The organism is Bacillus sp. MHSD_36 (genome assembly GCF_030757775.1).
Lineage (GTDB): Bacteria > Bacillota > Bacilli > Bacillales > Bacillaceae_G > Bacillus_A.
This window is the reverse complement of sequence record NZ_JAVBIS010000002.1, coordinates 872,982-890,457: the sequence shown is the minus strand read 5'-3', so window position 1 is coordinate 890,457 and position 17,476 is coordinate 872,982. Positions and strand designations below refer to the sequence as shown.

18 protein-coding genes are annotated in these 17,476 nt (G+C 37.3%); 14 read left to right on the top strand and 4 right to left on the bottom strand.

Going from position 1 to position 17,476, the window contains the following annotated elements; all coding sequences use genetic code 11:
* Positions 1–155 precede the first annotated feature (155 nt).
* Complete coding sequence (locus Q9B79_RS12735) at positions 156–1,427, bottom strand: BaiN/RdsA family NAD(P)/FAD-dependent oxidoreductase (RefSeq protein ID WP_306184679.1); 1,272 nt, start codon at positions 1,425–1,427, stop codon at positions 156–158.
* A 393-nt stretch (positions 1,428–1,820) separates the two neighbouring features.
* Between Q9B79_RS12735 and Q9B79_RS12730 the strand changes: the two genes are divergently transcribed.
* Positions 1,821–3,473, top strand: coding sequence for a putative polysaccharide biosynthesis protein (locus Q9B79_RS12730; protein ID WP_306184678.1), 1,653 nt, complete (start codon positions 1,821–1,823; stop codon positions 3,471–3,473).
* A 41-nt stretch (positions 3,474–3,514) separates the two neighbouring features.
* Positions 3,515–4,243, top strand: a complete 729-nt coding sequence (locus Q9B79_RS12725; RefSeq protein WP_306184676.1) for a pseudouridine synthase — start codon at positions 3,515–3,517, stop codon at positions 4,241–4,243.
* 81 nt (positions 4,244–4,324) lie between these two features.
* On the opposite strand, the gene Q9B79_RS12720 is transcribed toward Q9B79_RS12725, so the two are convergent.
* Positions 4,325–4,546: a DeoR family transcriptional regulator gene (locus Q9B79_RS12720; RefSeq protein ID WP_000805512.1), complete on the bottom strand. Its 222-nt coding sequence runs from the start codon at positions 4,544–4,546 to the stop codon at positions 4,325–4,327.
* Between the two features lie 357 nt (positions 4,547–4,903).
* On the opposite strand from Q9B79_RS12720, the gene pepV reads away from it, so the two are divergent.
* The 4 genes from pepV to Q9B79_RS12700 all read left to right on the top strand — a co-directional run bounded on the left by pepV (position 4,904) and on the right by Q9B79_RS12700 (position 10,484).
* A complete protein-coding gene (pepV, locus tag Q9B79_RS12715; protein WP_306184672.1) occupies positions 4,904–6,310 on the top strand; it encodes a dipeptidase PepV in 1,407 nt (468 codons plus the stop codon).
* A 322-nt stretch (positions 6,311–6,632) separates the two neighbouring features.
* Positions 6,633–7,178, top strand: a complete 546-nt coding sequence (gene thpR, locus Q9B79_RS12710) for an RNA 2',3'-cyclic phosphodiesterase (protein ID WP_306184670.1) — start codon at positions 6,633–6,635, stop codon at positions 7,176–7,178.
* Positions 7,179–7,315: 137 nt separating this feature from the next.
* On the top strand, positions 7,316–9,457 hold the full coding sequence (gene pulA / locus Q9B79_RS12705; RefSeq protein WP_306184668.1) for a type I pullulanase: 2,142 nt from the start codon (positions 7,316–7,318) through the stop codon (positions 9,455–9,457).
* Positions 9,458–9,686: 229 nt separating this feature from the next.
* Positions 9,687–10,484 carry a phosphotransferase family protein gene (locus Q9B79_RS12700; protein ID WP_306184666.1) on the top strand — a complete coding sequence of 266 codons (798 nt, stop codon included), beginning with the start codon at positions 9,687–9,689 and terminating at the stop codon, positions 10,482–10,484.
* A 3-nt stretch (positions 10,485–10,487) separates the two neighbouring features.
* Here the strand turns inward: Q9B79_RS12700 and Q9B79_RS12695 are convergent, their stop codons facing one another.
* Positions 10,488–10,766 (bottom strand): YtzH-like family protein, encoded by a 279-nt coding sequence (locus Q9B79_RS12695; protein WP_016118745.1) that lies wholly within the window; start codon positions 10,764–10,766, stop codon positions 10,488–10,490.
* 233 nt (positions 10,767–10,999) lie between these two features.
* Between Q9B79_RS12695 and trmB the strand changes: the two genes are divergently transcribed.
* Positions 11,000–11,653, top strand: a complete 654-nt coding sequence (gene trmB, locus Q9B79_RS12690; protein WP_001239381.1) for a tRNA (guanosine(46)-N7)-methyltransferase TrmB — start codon at positions 11,000–11,002, stop codon at positions 11,651–11,653.
* Positions 11,654–11,722: 69 nt separating this feature from the next.
* Positions 11,723–12,577 carry a YtnP family quorum-quenching lactonase gene (locus Q9B79_RS12685; RefSeq protein WP_306184663.1) on the top strand — a complete coding sequence of 285 codons (855 nt, stop codon included), beginning with the start codon at positions 11,723–11,725 and terminating at the stop codon, positions 12,575–12,577.
* A gap of 95 nt (positions 12,578–12,672) precedes the next feature.
* On the opposite strand, the gene Q9B79_RS12680 is transcribed toward Q9B79_RS12685, so the two are convergent.
* Positions 12,673–12,984, bottom strand: a complete 312-nt coding sequence (locus tag Q9B79_RS12680) for a PepSY domain-containing protein (RefSeq protein ID WP_000118543.1) — start codon at positions 12,982–12,984, stop codon at positions 12,673–12,675.
* A 148-nt stretch (positions 12,985–13,132) separates the two neighbouring features.
* On the opposite strand from Q9B79_RS12680, the gene Q9B79_RS12675 reads away from it, so the two are divergent.
* From Q9B79_RS12675 to Q9B79_RS12650, 6 genes are all read left to right on the top strand, one after another.
* Positions 13,133–14,206 carry a M42 family metallopeptidase gene (locus Q9B79_RS12675; protein ID WP_048528744.1) on the top strand — a complete coding sequence of 358 codons (1,074 nt, stop codon included), beginning with the start codon at positions 13,133–13,135 and terminating at the stop codon, positions 14,204–14,206.
* Positions 14,207–14,486: 280 nt separating this feature from the next.
* Complete coding sequence (locus Q9B79_RS12670; RefSeq protein WP_306184659.1) at positions 14,487–14,996, top strand: DUF84 family protein; 510 nt, start codon at positions 14,487–14,489, stop codon at positions 14,994–14,996.
* Positions 14,997–15,079: 83 nt separating this feature from the next.
* Positions 15,080–15,394 carry a thioredoxin family protein gene (locus Q9B79_RS12665; RefSeq protein ID WP_000838193.1) on the top strand — a complete coding sequence of 105 codons (315 nt, stop codon included), beginning with the start codon at positions 15,080–15,082 and terminating at the stop codon, positions 15,392–15,394.
* 78 nt (positions 15,395–15,472) lie between these two features.
* On the top strand, positions 15,473–16,285 hold the full coding sequence (locus tag Q9B79_RS12660) for a DUF1444 domain-containing protein (RefSeq protein ID WP_000784603.1): 813 nt from the start codon (positions 15,473–15,475) through the stop codon (positions 16,283–16,285).
* A complete protein-coding gene (gene ytpR / locus Q9B79_RS12655) occupies positions 16,282–16,896 on the top strand; it encodes a YtpR family tRNA-binding protein (RefSeq protein ID WP_306184655.1) in 615 nt (204 codons plus the stop codon). Before Q9B79_RS12660 ends, ytpR begins: the two co-directional genes overlap by 4 nt.
* A gap of 220 nt (positions 16,897–17,116) precedes the next feature.
* On the top strand, positions 17,117–17,461 hold the full coding sequence (locus Q9B79_RS12650) for a thiamine transporter (protein ID WP_306184653.1): 345 nt from the start codon (positions 17,117–17,119) through the stop codon (positions 17,459–17,461).
* The last annotated feature ends 15 nt before the right edge of the window (positions 17,462–17,476 follow it).

Below are 17,476 nucleotides of genomic sequence, written 5' to 3'. Positions count from 1 at the left end.
TTTTTCAAATATTCAACAATATAAAATATAAAGGTACTAAGGTATATAAAGCAACAAAAAAGCAATGGGAAGTTTGGGGGAGGGGATATTTGAAAAATCGCCGATATAATTTTATGTACCTATAAAAAAAGAAACAGGAATCCCTGTTTCTCAGTTTAATATTGCATTTTCGCGTTTTCTCCAGCTGTTGTTCCGGCAATTCTACCAGTAACAAGAGCAGATGTAATATTATAGCCACCAGTATAACCGTGAATATCAAGAACTTCCCCGCAGAAATATAAGCCGTTCGTGAATTTAGAAGACATTTCTTTCGGATTAATTTCTTTAACGGATACACCGCCGCCAGTAACGAATGCTTTTTCAATTGACTGTGTACCATTTACATTCACAGTAAATTCTTTAAAGTCTTTCACAAGTGCACGAATCTTTTCGTGAGAAACTTGTCCAGCTTGTTCGCTGCCATCAATTTCATTTTTTTCTAATAAGAATAGGAAGTAACGCTCAGGTACATAACCTTTTAAAACGTTTTTAATTCCTTTTTTCGGATCTTCTTTCATTTGTTTCAGCATGCGCTGGAATAGTTGTTCACTATTTTCGTCTGGCAATGCATCGATACTCATTTGAATGGTATTCGTTTTAAACTTTTTCAGTGCTTTCACGACGAATTGACTACAGCGAAGTGCAGCAGGACCAGATAGGCCGAAATGAGTGAAGAGCATGTCCATTTTGTGAGAAATGATAGCTTTTCCTTTAGGGTTTAATACGCTTAAGTTTACATCGCGTAAAGCTAGACCTTGTAAGGAGCGATCACGAATAAATGGTTCGTTTGAAAGGATTGGTACTTCTGTTGGGAATAATTCTGTAATTGTATGCCCGGCTTTTTTAGCCCAAGCATATCCGTCTCCAGTAGATCCAGTTTGAGGAACAGATTTTCCGCCAACAGCGATAACGACGTGATTTGTTTCTAACACTTCACCAGTTTGTAGTACAACTGCTTTCGTTTGACCGTTCTCATATTCAATCGTTTCAACGGGTGTATTCGTACGGATTTTTACACCTAAGTCTTTTAATCGTGTTAAAAGTGCGTCTACTACCGATTGTGCTTTATTTGATACAGGGAACATGCGACCATGATCTTCTTCTTTCAGTTTTACACCGAGATTTTCGAAGAATGTAATAATATCTTCATTATTGAAAATAGAAAAAGCGCTGTATAAGAAGCGACCATTTCCTGGTATATGTTTAACGATCTCATCAAGTGGTAGACGGTTCGTTACGTTACAGCGACCGCCACCTGAAATCGCAAGTTTACGCCCTAATTTATTTCCTTTATCAAGAAGTAAGACCTTTGCGCCTTCTTCTGCAGCACCGATTGCAGCCATTAGCCCAGAAGGACCACCGCCGATGACAATAACATCATAATGCATAATATATCGACCTCATTTTCTACATTTCCTGCCTAAAAGAATAGCATGTTTTCCCTTAAAAGAAAAATAGAGTGAAGTACTGCTTAAAGGGAGAATTGTGGTACAATACAAAAGTTAGAGTTCAGCACTATCCTGCTATTTGTGGGCCATAAGACGAAAACCTTAAGATGTAAGAGAAATAAAAAGGGAGTTTGGCAGCCCGTAAATGCTCGCATAGTTCAACTAATTAAAGTTTCACTTTACCCCGCATTAACGGGCAGTAAGGCTCCAGCCTTAAAGTTCAGCGGGAGATTAACTGCCCGTAAATGCCCGATTGGTTCAACTAATAATCAGTGGGGAAGAACACCCCACTGATTAAAGTTTCACTTTATGTAGATGTAGGAGGATTTTTGTATGTCCGATTCGAAATTTCTGCGCGGAACACTTATTGTTACGCTAGGGACATTTTTAGTAAAGTTCTTAGGCATGATTTACGTCTTTCCGTTTCATGCATTAGTAGGGACAGAAGGCGGAACGCTCTATACATATGGATACATTCCATATACGATCTTTTTAAGTATTGCAACGGCAGGGGTGCCGCTTGCTGTTTCAAAATTTGTTTCCAAATATAATGCGCTTGGCGATTATAAAACGAGCCGGAGAATGTTCCGCTCGGGAATGGTTATGATGATAGTAACAGGAGTTCTTTCGTTCCTAGTTCTATACATGACGGCGCCACTGTTTGCAGAAGCAATGCTCGGTAAACAAAGTATACACAGTAATGTAGAAGAGGTTACGACGATTATTCGTCTTGTAAGTTTTGCACTTATTGTTGTACCAGCAGCGAGTTTAATTCGTGGTTATTTCCAAGGTCACCAATCAATGGGGCCGACTACTGTTTCACAAATTATTGAACAAATTATTCGTATCGTCTTTTTATTAGCGGGTAGTTTTATCGTTATTAAAGTACTTGGCGGTACTGTTGCAACGGCGGTAGGAGTAGCGACATTCGCAGCGTTCGTTTCAGCAGTTGGAGCGCTCGGCGTATTAATTTGGTACTGGTTAAAACGTAAAAAACATTTGGATCAATATTTAATTGAACAAACTGCACCTGAATCGACAGTGAGCACTGTTCAATTATTTAAAGAATTATTTGCATATGCGATCCCTTACGTTGTAATTGGGTTAACAATTCCTTTATATCAACAAATTGATACATTGACATTTAACTCCATTATGCAAGCGATTGGTCAAGGAGATATTGCAGAGCGAGCTCTTGGTATTTTCACAATGTGGACGCATAAATTAATTATGATTCCTGTATCACTTGCGACAGCGTTTAGTTTAACGCTTGTACCAGCGATTACAAAATCATTTACTGAAAAACAATACCGTTATTTAAAGTTACAAATTACACAAACATTCCAGGCAAATATGTTCTTAACATTGCCGGCAGTTGTGGGTATTTCATCACTTGCCTATCCAATTTATACTGCGTTTTACGATTCAGATCCACTAGGTGGACAAGTATTAATGTGGTATGCACCGGTTGCGTTGTTATTTGCTTTATTTACAGTAACAGCGGCAATTCTGCAAGGTATTAACCAACAAAAGCACGCGATTATCGCGCTTATAATGGGTGTTATTTTGAAATTTGTATGTAACGTAATCTTTATTCGTTACTTCGGTACAGTAGGAGCGATTCTAGCAACAGCTGTTGGTTTCTTAGCTTCTGTTTGGTACACAAACCAACAAATTAAAAAATATGCAAATTATTCATTTGGTGTTGTATATAAGAGAACATTCCAAATTGCAGTATTAACATTTATAATGGTCGTTACTGTGAAATTATCACAATGGATTCTATCCTTCATGATTTCGCCTGATAGCCGAATGGGCGCTCTTATTACAGTTGTGATTTGTGCAGGTATTGGTGGTCTTGTTTACGGATTGTTAGCAATTCGCACAGGAGTACTTGAAAGAGTATTTGGCGGAGAAGCATTAGAGAAAATCCAGCGTAAACTTGGCAATAGATTCAAAATAAAGTTGAAATCAAAAGGGGCGTAATTACGTCCCCTTTTCTATGATAAACAAAGAAGGTGAAAAACGTGAGATTAGATAAACTATTAGCAAATATGGGATATGGCAGTAGAAAAGAAGTAAAGAAATTATTGAAAGACGGCGTTGTGAAAATTGATGGAACGCCAGTGAAAGATGCAAAGGTTCATGTAAATGTAGAAGAACAAGAAGTTATGATTCACGGAGAAGTTGTGGAATATAAAGAGTTTGTTTACTTAATGATGCATAAACCACAAGGCGTTATTTCAGCGACGGAAGATGATAATCATGAAACGGTAATAGATTTATTAGAGTTAGAAGATGCAATCTTTGATCCGTTCCCAGTTGGACGACTTGATATTGATACAGAGGGTTTCTTACTGATAACAAATGACGGGAAGTTATCACATCAATTGTTATCTCCGAAAAAGCATGTGCCGAAAAAATATTATGCACACGTTGCAGGAGTAGTTACAGAAGAGGATGTAAAAGAGTTTGCTAAAGGTGTTATTTTAGATGATGGCTATGAAACAAAGCCAGGTGCACTTACAATATTAAAAAGCGATGATATTTCTGAAATCGAGCTTGTCATTACAGAAGGAAAGTTCCATCAAGTGAAGCGTATGTTTGAAGCGGTAGGGAAAAAAGTAGTCTACCTAAAGAGAACAGAGATGGGACCGTTAGTATTAGATGAAGAGCTAGAACTTGGACAATACCGAGAGCTATCAGATGAAGAAGTAGAAATGTTAAAAACATATCAAGTAGATACTGACAAATAGTGCTGTTTTTAGGCGCAGAAAAGACCCCTTTCTAATGAGTTAGAAAGGGGTATGTATTTATTTACATACAATTATTTTTCGTTATGAGGTCATTCTCACTTTCTTTCCTGTTGTTGTCCACTTACCGCGGCAAGGGCTATACACGAGTTCATTAAACTGCAACACATTTAGATCACGTTGTATCGTTCGCGGTGTGATCCCGAACTCATCTACAAGGTCTTTCGTCGTTACCGTTCCGTTTTCATTGATGTACATATAAATTGATTTAATGCGTGTTAGCATACGAGTAGTTGTAGGTTTCAAGAGAAAACCACTCCTCTACTAGTTTTTTTGACCCCATTCAGGAAAGAAGGTCGTTACTACCATTGTACTCTACATGATAAAATTCATGCTTTAATCTACTTAAATTTTACAGAAATTTAACAAATATTCATATAGAAAAATATTGGTAGTTGACATTGTATATATGGTCAGTCAACTAACACATAAAATTCTACGTAAAACGCCAAATTCCTGCAAATTTTTTTAGAAAAATAAAAGAAAAACTAATGAGAAATATCTGAAATATTACAATTGTTCGGTATTTAGTTTTCGTATATGGCATAAGAGATTTCGGTTTGTTATGATGAAAGAAACAATATAGTGAAGGATGGATGCGTGATGTCAGCAATTAATTGGAAAGAAGAAGTTGCGAAACGAAAAGATGATTTAATTCGTGATACACAACAATTTTTACAAATTAAAAGTGTATGGGAAGAAGAATCGGCGAAAGAAGGCGCACCATTCGGTGAAGGTGTAGAAAAAGCTTTATCTTTCATGTTACATAAAGGAGAAACTGAAGGTTTTACTTCTAAAAATTTAGAAGGGTATGCAGGTCATCTTGAAATGGGGCAAGGAGAAGAGTTAGTAGGTATTCTTTGCCACGTTGACGTTGTACCAGAAGGCGATGGCTGGACGACTCCTGCATATAGTGCGGATATTCGCGATGGAAAGATTTTTGCACGCGGTGCAATTGACGATAAAGGCCCAACGATGGCAGCTTATTATGCGATGAAAATTGTGAAAGAATTAGGTTTACCTCTTTCAAAACGCGTTCGTATGATTTTAGGAACAGATGAGGAAAGTAATTGGAAATGTGTAGATCACTACTTTAAAAACGAAGAAATGCCAACAATCGGTTTTGCGCCGGACGCGGACTTTCCAATTATTAATGCAGAAAAAGGTATTTCTGATATACAAGTTGTGCAAAATGGTAGTGAAGAGAAGAAAGGTACATATGAACTTGTTTCGTTCGAGTCAGGTCGTCGTTTAAATATGGTTCCTGATTTTGCAGAAGCTGTTGTTACTGGAGAAGATGTAAATGCACTTACAGTAGCATATGAAGAGTATTTACAAACTGCTAAAAAAATAGGTGAAGCAATTGTAGAAAGTAATACGGTGACGTTGCAAATTAAAGGAATTTCAGCTCACGGGTCTACTCCGGAGAAGGGTGAGAATGCAGGTTTATTACTGGCAACCTTCTTAACGAAAGTCGCTCTTGATGGAAAGGGAGCTTCGTTTGCAACATTTGCAACAGAAACATTTATTGGTGATATTTATGGTGAAAAGGCTACTATCGCTTATAAAGATGAAGTTAGTGGTCCATTAACAGTGAATGTTGGTCGTCTTTCTTATACGAAAGAAAATGGTGGCAATTTCGGATTAAACGTACGTTACCCAGTTACGACTAACTTCGAAGAGATGATTGCGAAGTTAAAAGAATACGTTAGTACTTATGGATTTGAAGTAGCAGATTATTCAAACTCTCGTCCGCATCACGTTGATAAAGACCACGTATTAATTCGTACGTTGCAGCGCGTATACGAAGAACAAACAGGCGAAAATGCAGAGCTATTAGCGATTGGCGGCGGCACTTACGCTCGTTCATTAAAAGCTGGTGTAGCATTTGGTCCGCTATTCCCTGGAAAAGAAGAACTTGCGCATCAAAAGGACGAATATATTGAAATTGAAGACTTATTAAAAGCGACAGCAATTTACGCGCAAGCAATTCATGAATTAGCGAAGTAATAGATATATAAATAATAAGAGACCGTCCCGATACATATTTTGGGACGGTTTTCTATTACGTGTCGTTTGTTATTAAATCGATATTCCTTGTCGAAATGTCGATATAATTTCATCTATCCCGCTTTAATGGGCAGTAAGACCCCCACCTCAAAATGCAGCGAAAGCAAAGAATTGAGGTGGGGGATGGAGAACCCCCCCACTGATTAAAGTTTCACTTTATTAACGTGCCCTGAACTTGGTTAGACTTGTAGGGAAGTTTGATTCTTTTTCATGGAATGAGATAAGAAAGAAAAGCAACAATAGAAAGAAGGAGAAGATGTACATGGAGCCGCATTATTTTGTCGCAATCACTTTACCAAATTATATAAAAGAAGTGCTGTCTAACTATAAAGAAGAAATGCAGGGAGAATTACCATTTCGTTCATGGGTACATAAAGACGACTATCATATTACCCTTTCATTTTTAGGGAGTGCGACAGAGGAACAATTAGAAGGAATACAGAATGGATTACAAACCCTTACAGAAACAAAGGAACTCTCGTTCAAGTTACAAGGATTTTCAACGTTCGGTATGGAAGATAGGCCGCGTATTTTTTGGGCGAAGGTAAGCGAGAATCAAGATTTGTTTCAAGTACAAAAACAAATACACGCTATTTGTGAAGGGAATGGATTTTCTTTAGATACGCGCCCATATCATCCGCATATTACTGTTGCACGTAAATGGGTAGGAGAAGAAAAGTTTGATTTAGAACATATAAAGGAAGTGCCTGAAATATCATTCCAAGCGGATACAATTACTTTATACGAATCTCACGTGAAGGAGACACCGAAATATAAAGCAATTGCTGAAATAAAATTACAAAAATAGAATGTATGAAAACGTTTTTTATACAGGTGAATATACTATAAAGAATAATGTGTTACTGTATAGAGTCTTGCTGATAAGAATAGCCTTATCATTTGCAGCTCGTTTCATTTAACTTTAAGAATGATGGTGATTTTTTTATGTTGAAAGTAAAACGTCCATTTGATGCCTATTTAGATGAAATGAATAAAATTACAATTTTGCTCCCACATGCGTATGGAACAAGTCGGACATTTCGTTTGCAAGAAGGAAGTAACGTGAAAGATTTACCGATTGCTCATACAATTGCGCTTCCGGATGCAACGAAGTATGAGTGTTTTATAGAAGAGCCGCTGGATGTGGGGAAATATTATACAGTACGAGATGAACGGAATGAAGAAACGGATTTACAAATAGGTGCTGTCATAAGAACAGCGATTTTTGATGAAAAGTATTATTACGAAGGTACCGATTTAGGGGCAGTGCACCAAAAGGAAGCAACGACATTTAAAGTGTGGGCTCCAACTGCGAGACTTGCGAAAGTAAGAATTTATAAAAGTGATAAAGAATATACCGATCATGAAATGTATAGAGGAGAAAATGGAGTTTGGACTCATACATTACAGGGCGATTTAGCCGGGGAAAAGTATACATTTCTTGTTTGTATTAATTTAATATGGAACGAAGCGGTGGATCCTTACGCAAAGTCAGTGACTGTAAATGGGAAGTACGGCATTGTTATCGATTTAGAAAAGACGACTGTAACGAAACGAGAGCAATTACCACCATTACAAGCAATGACAGATGCCGTATTGTATGAACTGCATATTCGTGATGCTACTATTCATCCGAACAGTGGAGTGAGTAAAAAAGGAACGTATAAAGGGTTAATGGAAGAAGGAACAACAGGACGAAATGGGACATTGACAGGTTTGTCTCATATAAAAGATTTAGGTGTCACACATGTTGAACTATTGCCTTTATATTGTTTCGGTGGTGTAGATGAGGCGAATCCTGCTTCTGCCTATAATTGGGGGTACAATCCATTATATTACAATGCACCGACGGGATATTATGCTACAAATCCCTCTGACCCGTATAACAGGATAGTAGAGTGCAAACAGTTAATTGAAACGTTTCATGAACACGGCATTAGAGTAATTATAGATGTTGTATATAATCATGTTTATGAAAGAGAGCTATCATCATTTGAAAAGCTTGTCCCAGGATATTATTTTCGTCATGGTGAAAATGGTATGCCTTCTAATGGGACGGGAGTCGGGAATGATATAGCATCTGAACGAAAAATGATGAGGAAATTCATTGTAGAGTCTATTTTATATTGGCTTACTGAATACAATGTTGATGGATTCCGATTTGACTTAATGGGAATTTTAGATGTTGATACAATGAACATAATAGAAAAAGAAGTGCGAAACATAAAACGAGATGCATTGCTATTAGGGGAAGGGTGGGAGCTACAAACACCACTTCCGGCTGAAGAAAAAGCAACGCTAAATAATGCGAAGAAAATGCCGTATATTGCGCAATTTAATGATCAATTTCGTGATGGAATAAAAGGGAGTACCTTTCATATAAATAAGCGTGGTTTTGCATTTGGTGGGCATGTAGACTGTAATCATTTGCAGTATATAGCAGCAGGAAGCCTTTTGAGTATGAAGGAAACAGGTTTGTTTCTAGAGCCTGTGCAAAGCATTAACTATGTAGAATGTCATGACAATATGACGATGTGGGATAAACTAATACGCAGTAATGAAGAGGCAGAAGAGATTTTGAAGAAACGTCACCTGCTAGCGAGTGCAATGGTGATTTTGTCACAAGGTATACCTTTTTTACATGCTGGGCAAGAGTTTTATCGTACGAAGCAAGGAAATGAAAATAGTTATAATGCAAATGATGAAATTAATCAATTAGATTGGGATCGAAAAGAGAAAGAGATAGAGACTGTTAACTATATAAAAGGTTTAATTGCAATTCGTAAAGAGCACGGAGCATTCCGATTACAAAACGCAGACCTTATAAAAAAACATATGACATTTTTGCAAACATCTCCAGAAGTACTTGCATATCACCTGCAATATGCAGAATCGTTCGGACCGTGGAAAGAGATTGTCGTTTTATTTAATAGCGGTTTAGAAGCTAAAACGGTGCAACTTCCGAAAGAAGAAACGTGGCATGTGTTAGTAAACGAAAAGCAAGCGAAAATAGAGCCAATTTCTTCATTTAGAGGAAAGGAACTTAGGCTCGCTCCAATTAGCACGTATATATTGACGATAATGTGACAAATCGCTACTTGACGATGAGAATGTAATAAATGTAGAATTGACAAAGGTGACGATTTTGATAAGTTGTCATTCTATGACTGGTTTTGTAAAATAAAATAGAGAGTTTTTGGCTTATGCCAAAATTTCTTTTCATTTACAGTAAAATATATATGAATCCACAACATGTGTAGAAATGTTGCGGTTTTTCTTTTCATAACTATAAAAGATAAGGATTTGTTAACGGGTAATGAATATGGAATGGTTGGAACAATTATTAGGAAAAGAGTGGAGTCTTGTACCGGCTGGTGGAGTAACGGGCGATGCATATATTGCGCAAAACGGACAACAGAAGTTATTTTTAAAGCGGAATACATCGCCCTTTTTAGCGGTATTGTCAGCAGAAGGAATTGTTCCAAAATTACTTTGGACAAGAAGGGTAACGAACGGTGATGTAATTTCTGCTCAAAAATGGCTTCCGGGACAGAAGCTAGAGCCAGAGGATATGAAACTAGAACGTGTTGCGAAACTTTTGAAGAAAATACACTCCTCTAAAGCGCTTGTACAGATGATTCAAAGACTTGGGAAGCAGCCGCTTCACGCACAAGAATTATTACAACAACTGCAACTCGTTTTAAGAGGAGATATAAGGGATGATGAAACAATTCAGCAAGGCCTTCAATATTTAATGGATTCATTAAAAGAGATTGAATACAATGAATTCGTTGTATGCCATTGTGATGTAAACCATAACAACTGGTTATTGTCGGATGAAGATGAGTTGTTTTTAATTGATTGGGATGGAGCTGTAATTGCTGACCCAGCTCTAGACCTTGGTATGTTATTATATTGGTATATTCCGCGCCGCGAGTGGAGTGAGTGGCTCGGTTATTATGATATTGAAATGGATGAATCGCTGCTTAAGCGTATGAGATGGTATGTAATAGCACAAACGATTTTGTCTATTCAATGGCATACAACAAAAAAGCAGCAAGCAGAAGCTGAATATTGGCATCAATATTTACAGCAACTACTTGCTTCAGAGTAATACTTAAGAAAAATTGTCCATTCCAGCAATCCACTGAGTAAGTTGTTCTTGATTATTGGAAATGTGGTTGTCCAAATTAGAGGAAGATTTACCCGATTGACTATAAGAATATACATCGTTTAGCATTGCTTTAGCGTCACTACTTACATTATCGTTTGCGAGTAACGATTGAATGAGACGCTCTAATTGCTCGCATTCAGAAACTGTCCCGCAACAATCACTTTGGTGATTGACTAAAATATCTTTCAGCACTTCTAATTGATGTTGTTGATTAATTGGCATGAACGGATCATCCTTTCGATTGTTTTTCTCTTCTTAGAAAAGTAAGAGAAAAAGCTGTTTCGTCATGGAATGTTTAATGCTGTATGTAGTTTTTATCAAAATGGTACATCTTATACTTGAAAGAAACGGACCGAGTGCTCGTACGTACTTGGTTTTTTGTTTGGTAGATTGATTAAAAACAGAGAGAAGGAATTATTCCTTTAAAATAGCTATGTAAAGAGAGGGAGACATCTATGCGTTTAAGACATAAACCATATGCAATGGATCGAATTAATGAGTATTCACATATCGTAATTGGAAACCCAGAGGAGCGCGCTGGTAACTGGAAAGAAGTATTTGGAAATGAACAACCAATTCATATTGAAGTAGGTACAGGTCGTGGCCGCTTTATGTATGATATGGCAAAAGCAAATCCTCATATTAATTATATTGGAATTGAAAAATTCACAAGTGTTGTTGTAGATGCACTTGATAAATTAATTGAAGAAGAATTACCGAACTTAAAGTTAATTAATAAAGATGCTGAAGATTTAACAGTTTTCTTCGCAAAAGGTGAGATTGATCGCGTTTATTTAAACTTCTCAGATCCATGGCCAAAGAAACGTCATACGAAGCGTCGTTTAACGTATAAAACGTTTTTACGCAATTATGAAGAAGTGTTAGTAGAAGGTGGAGAAATTCATTTCAAAACAGATAACCAAGGTTTATTTGAATACTCTCTAATGAGTATGGCTGAGTATGGTATGTTATTAACTTACCTTAGCCTAGATCTTCATAATAGTGATTATGAAGGTAATATCATGACTGAATACGAAGAGAAATTCTCTAGTAAAGGTCATCGTATTTACCGAGTAGAAGCGAAATATCGTACAGAGCCTATGCAGTAATGCATAGGTTTTTTGTAGCTAAAATAATCAGAATTTTATGTTAGTATTAAAAGGAAAGGGGGATGAAAAATGGAACAGTTACAAATTGGAGATATAAAAGTGACGTGGCTAAAAGGAGGAAACACACATTTAGACGGGGGAGCGATGTTTGGTGTCGTGCCGAAAGTACTTTGGTCACGTAAGTATAAACATAATGATACAAATCATATTTATTTACGAACAGATCCATTACTTTTGCAAACGAAAGACGGAAATATGCTCATTGATTCCGGAATAGGAAACGGGAAATTGAATGAGAAGATGAAGCGAAATCAAGGCGTAACAGAAGAATCATCGGTTTATGAATCATTAGAAAAACTAGGATTAAAGCCTGAAGATATTCACTATGTTTTAATGACGCACCTTCATTTTGATCATGCATCTGGTTTAACAAAATGGGAAGGTGATCACCTTGTACCGGCGTTTCCGAACGCGAAAATTTATGTAAGTGAAACAGAGTGGAATGAAATGAGGAACCCAAATATTAGATCACGTAATACATATTGGAAGGAAAATTGGGAGCCGATTGTAGATCAAGTTGTTACATTCCAGCAAGAAATAGAAATTACAGATGAAATAAAAATGGCGCATACAGGTGGTCATAGTGATGGTCATGCAGTTATTGCGTTAGAAAGCCAAGGGGAAACGATGCTTCATTTAGCGGACTTATTACCGACGCACGCACATCAAAATGTATTATGGGTAATGGCCTATGATGATTATCCGATGACATCAATTGAAAATAAGCAAAAGTGGATGAAGTATGGTGCTGAAAAAGGTGCTTGGTTTACGTTTTACCATGACGCGTATTACTGTGCAGTAAAGTGGAATGAGGAAGGGCATATCGTAGAAAAAATAGAGCGGAAAACGAGTATAGAAGCATAAAAATAGGAGGTTGTTCCAGAATATTTGTTGGAGCAGCCTCTTTTTATTGTCGGTGATTAAAAAATAAGAGGTTCACCTAATGGGAACCCTCCTTTTTATGCTGCTATAACCTCTAAAACAGTACCTGTTTTAGCATCAACTAAAAATTCAAATCGTTCTTGTATATCATTTAACATCGTTGTAAGACCGCCGCGATAAACTTCATATGCGACATCATATTTTTCAAATGTCTCTGGAACCATATGTACCCAAGAGCCAGTAATTTCACCTTTATGACTTAATGCTTGTTTCACCATTTTCAATGCTTTTTCTGAAGAAATATGGGATTGTTCTTGGACTTTGTTTGCAACGAGATAACCAGCTGCAAATCCAACGCCAAGACCTGCTACTAAACCTTTCCAGCTCATATATTCACCTCAATTCTATAAAATAAAAATAGTGTACCGATAATAATTATAAAGCAAATACAGCTAAAAAAGAAGAAACTAGAAACATTTCGAAAATTTCGTTACAATAAAAGAGGTATTCTACTAAGGTTTGAAAGAAGGGGACTTCGTGAATAAAGAGACATTACAATTATTTCGTACGTTAACAGAATTACAAGGTGCATCAGGTTTTGAGCATGATGTACGCCGTTTTATGAAGCAAGAATTAAGCAAATATGCGGATGAAATTGTACAAGACGGTTTAGGTAGCGTATTTGGTCTGAAAAAAGGGGACGAAACTGGCCCACGTGTTCTTGTAGCAGGTCATATGGATGAAGTAGGTTTCATGGTTACGCAAATTACGAAAAATGGAATGCTTCGTTTTCAAACGTTAGGCGGCTGGTGGAGCCAAGTACTATTAGCGCAACGTGTACAAGTTATGACGAAGAATGGTCCTGTTGTTGGGGTTGTTGGTTCTATTCCTCCTCATTTATTAAGTGACGCGCAACGTGCAAAACCGATGGATATAAAAAATATGTTAATTGATATAGGTGCAGATAGCTATGAAGATGCGATTGAAATTGGTGTAAAACCAGGACAACAAATCGTGCCAATCTGTCCGTTTACACCGATGGCAAATGAAAAGAAAATTATGGCGAAAGCTTGGGACAACCGTTACGGATGTGGCCTTGCAATCGAATTATTAAAAGAATTAAAAGACGAAACATTACCAAACACATTATACTCTGGTGCGACTGTACAAGAAGAGGTAGGTCTTCGCGGTGCACAAACTGCTGCAAATATGATTCAACCAGACATTTTCTATGCGCTTGATGCAAGTCCAGCAAATGATGCATCTGGTGATAAAACGCAGTTCGGTCAATTAGGAAAAGGTGCTCTTCTTCGTATTTATGACCGTACGATGGTAACACATAGAGGAATGCGTGAATTCATTTTAGATACAGCAGAAACACACAATATTCCGTACCAATACTTTATTTCACAAGGTGGTACAGATGCGGGCCGTGTACATACAAGTAATTCGGGTATCCCATCAGCAGTAATTGGTGTTTGCGCACGCTACATTCATACACATGCTTCTATTTTACATGTTGATGACTATGCGGCAGCGAAAGAACTCATTACGAAGCTTGTAAGAGCGACGGATAAAACGACGTTAGAAACAATTAAGAATAACGCGTAAGGAGGAAGGGCGAAAAACCCTTCTTTTTTTAGGTTGAATAGATGACGCGTCCATGTGTGGAAGCGGTTAGTGCCTAATTGATTCTCGTGTGAGGTATTAAAACCCGGGGTAGGAAGTGAGATGAAGGCTGCATTTTGAGTTCGAATACAGTAATGGTGAGGGAATCCGTCTTCTTTTTTAGGTAGAAGAGATGACTCAGTGGTGTGTGGTGGCGGTGCCCCCGTGTATAAAAAATAACTTGATTAAAGTAAGATGATGAATTTTTATAGAGGTGAACGAAATGAAAGTAGTAGTTGGATCGAAGAATAAAACGAAAGTTGGAGCTGTGGAGAAGGTTTGGAAAGATGCTGAAATTACATCTCTTTCTGTTCCTTCAGGGGTAGCAAACCAACCGTTTTCAGATGAAGAGACGATGCAAGGAGCGGTTAATAGAGCGAAGCGAGCGCTGCAAGAAGGAAAAGCTCAAATTGGTATTGGGCTAGAAGGCGGCGTAATGAAAACGGAGCACGGTTTATTTATGTGTAACTGGGGCGCGTTAGTAACAAGTGACGGGAAAACGTTCGTTGCCGGCGGGGCACGTATTAAGTTACCAGATGATTTTTTAGCACCTCTTGAAGATGGCAAAGAGTTAAGTGAAGTGATGGAAGAGTTTGTGCAGAGAAAAGATATTCGCAGTCACGAAGGTGCGATCGGTATTTTTACGGATGATTATGTTGACCGTACGGAATTATTTGTACACGTTGTGAAGTTACTTGTTGGGCAATATAAGTATGAAGAAAAGCAAGCATAAACCTTGCACCGTGCGCGATGTATGGTAGTATAAAAGAAAGATTATAACATGAAGAAATGCACTCGTTAGAGGAGGAAATATAGATGAAATCATTAGAAAGCATGGAGCAATTCCAACAATTAAAAAATGAAGAGAATGTAGTCTTTATGTTCTCAGCGGAATGGTGCCCAGATTGCCGTTTTGTAGACCCATTTATGCCAGAAGTAGAAGAGAAATATAGTGATTTCTCATTTTACTATGTAGATCGTGATGAGTTTATTGATCTATGCGTAAAATTAGACGTATTTGGCATTCCGAGCTTTGTAGCGTACAATAAAGGTGAAGAAACAGGTCGCTATGTAAACAAAGATCGTAAAACACAAGAACAAATCGAAGAGTTCATTGAAGGTTTAAAATAAGGCAATTTGCCAATTGAATTGTAAAACAACCTCTACCTTCGCGGGGGAGGTTATTTTTTTGGAAGGGAGGAAAAAGAGATGAAGATGACAAGTAAAAAGATGAAAGACGAGTTAATGAAGAAATTATCTCGCCCGGAATGGGACTTTCAGTATGATAGCGAGAAAGAAGTTCTACGTATAGAACAGAAAGACTCCAAAAAAGGTATTAACGTATCGCTTCCAGGAGTTGTAGCAAAATGGGAAGTGAATAAAGAAAAGGCGATTGAAGAGGTTGCCTATTACGTACAAGAAGCGTTAATTGCGATGCATAAAGAAGAAAATAGCGCGGCGAAAATTTTACCTGTTATTCGCTCTACTTCTTTCCCGAAACAAGCAGAAGAAGGAAATCCGTTCATTATGACGGATCATACGGCGGAAACACGTATTTACTATGCGCTAGATTCGAATAAAACATATCGTTTAATTGATGAGCGTTTATTACAAAAATTAGGGCTTACAGAGCAACAAGTGCGTGAAATGGCATTATTCAACGCTCGCTCATTAGGTTATGAATTTAAACAAGACACAGTAGCAGGTAATACATTCTACTTTTTAAACACAAATGATGGGTATGATGCGACTCGTATTTTAAACGAATCGTTATTACAATCGATGCGTGAAAAGATTTCTGGTGACATGGTTGTTGCTGTTCCTCACCAAGATGTATTAATTATTGCTGATATCGTCAACGAAATCGGTTATGATATTATTGCACAAATGACAATGAAATTTTTTGCCGAAGGGCATGTTCCGATTACATCACTTTCATTCGTATATGAAGATGGGGACTTTGAACCAATCTTTATTTTAGCGAAAAATCGGAAGAAGACAGATGGAAAAGAGAAAGGATGAACGAAGTGAACGTTTTTTACAACCTTGAAGGAATTGGTGACACTCTAATTGTTGCCTTACAAGATATTACTTTAGAGAACCGTACTTTTGATCGCAAAGGAGATGTTGCACGCGTATACGATCGTGAAAGCAACGAAACAGCAGGATTCAACATCTTTCATGCATCTTCTTACTTAGAAGTAAAAGAAACAGGTAACTTAACATTAACAAAAGAACTTGTAGAAAAAATCAACGAAATTTTAGCGAAGAACGGCTTTGAAGAAAAAGTAGAAGCAGATCTTTCTCCAAAATTTGTTGTAGGCTATGTAGCTGAAAAAGAGAAGCATCCAAATGCTGATAAGCTAAATATCTGTAAAGTAGAAATCGGTACAGAAACATTACAAATCGTATGTGGTGCACCAAACGTTGATGCAGGACAAAAAGTTGTCGTTGCAAAAATCGGCGCTGTAATGCCAAGTGGTATGTTAATTAAACCAGCTGAACTTCGCGGTGTTCCTTCTTCTGGAATGATCTGCTCAGCACGTGAATTAGAGCTTCCAGATGCTCCACAAGAAAAAGGTATTCTTGTATTAGAAGATAGCTTTGAAGTTGGACAAGAGTTCAAATTTTAATTGATATAAGAAAAGAGAGGTTGTCCTTTTGGACAGCCTCTCTTTTTGTGTTGTCGGTAAGTCGATATTCAGTGTCGAATCATTGATATATTGTGAGATGTGATAGATATATTCAGGAAATCGTCCATATTCATAAGGATGTCACTTTTTTTCTTAAAATCTATATTGTATTTTATAATCAAAATAGTTAAAATTTAGAAAAATAGAAGGGGATAGACGTGTGAAACAACAACCCAAAATCGCAGAACTTCTGAAGCGAATTGAAACTTCAAAACAGCAAGATATCGAATTAGATTCTTATGAAATATATTTGTTTAGTGAAAATGAATTAGAAAAAGGACAAATCGGTTATCGATATGATAAACATAAAAATTCGTTAATAAATGAAGAACATGGAAAATGGAAAGAAGAGTGGATTGTTATCGGATATGAAACAGATATGGGGGATCCGGTTTTCGTAAATGTGGCTGATGATGCGTATTTCGTTTATACGGCAGAGCGTGGTACAGAAACGTGGCAACCCGTTCATATTGGAAATATGGATGAGATTATAAAACAATTATAAAAAACTTTGAGACCG

What these genes read in the sequence shown, in the direction of transcription:
- thpR (WP_306184670.1), top strand. Translation starts at nt 6,633, where the DNA reads ATGGAGCCGCATTATTTTGTCGCAATCACTTTACCAAATTATATAAAA.
- Q9B79_RS12730 (WP_306184678.1), top strand. Translation starts at nt 1,821, where the DNA reads ATGTCCGATTCGAAATTTCTGCGCGGAACACTTATTGTTACGCTAGGG.
- Q9B79_RS12685 (WP_306184663.1), top strand. Translation starts at nt 11,723, where the DNA reads ATGGAACAGTTACAAATTGGAGATATAAAAGTGACGTGGCTAAAAGGA.
- Q9B79_RS12700 (WP_306184666.1), top strand. Translation starts at nt 9,687, where the DNA reads ATGAATATGGAATGGTTGGAACAATTATTAGGAAAAGAGTGGAGTCTT.
- trmB (WP_001239381.1), top strand. Translation starts at nt 11,000, where the DNA reads ATGCGTTTAAGACATAAACCATATGCAATGGATCGAATTAATGAGTAT.
- Q9B79_RS12680 (WP_000118543.1), bottom strand. Translation starts at nt 12,984, where the DNA reads ATGAGCTGGAAAGGTTTAGTAGCAGGTCTTGGCGTTGGATTTGCAGCT.
- Q9B79_RS12695 (WP_016118745.1), bottom strand. Translation starts at nt 10,766, where the DNA reads ATGCCAATTAATCAACAACATCAATTAGAAGTGCTGAAAGATATTTTA.
- ytpR (WP_306184655.1), top strand. Translation starts at nt 16,282, where the DNA reads ATGAACGAAGTGAACGTTTTTTACAACCTTGAAGGAATTGGTGACACT.
- pulA (WP_306184668.1), top strand. Translation starts at nt 7,316, where the DNA reads ATGTTGAAAGTAAAACGTCCATTTGATGCCTATTTAGATGAAATGAAT.
- Q9B79_RS12665 (WP_000838193.1), top strand. Translation starts at nt 15,080, where the DNA reads ATGAAATCATTAGAAAGCATGGAGCAATTCCAACAATTAAAAAATGAA.
- pepV (WP_306184672.1), top strand. Translation starts at nt 4,904, where the DNA reads ATGTCAGCAATTAATTGGAAAGAAGAAGTTGCGAAACGAAAAGATGAT.
- Q9B79_RS12660 (WP_000784603.1), top strand. Translation starts at nt 15,473, where the DNA reads ATGAAGATGACAAGTAAAAAGATGAAAGACGAGTTAATGAAGAAATTA.
- Q9B79_RS12735 (WP_306184679.1), bottom strand. Translation starts at nt 1,427, where the DNA reads ATGCATTATGATGTTATTGTCATCGGCGGTGGTCCTTCTGGGCTAATG.
- Q9B79_RS12670 (WP_306184659.1), top strand. Translation starts at nt 14,487, where the DNA reads ATGAAAGTAGTAGTTGGATCGAAGAATAAAACGAAAGTTGGAGCTGTG.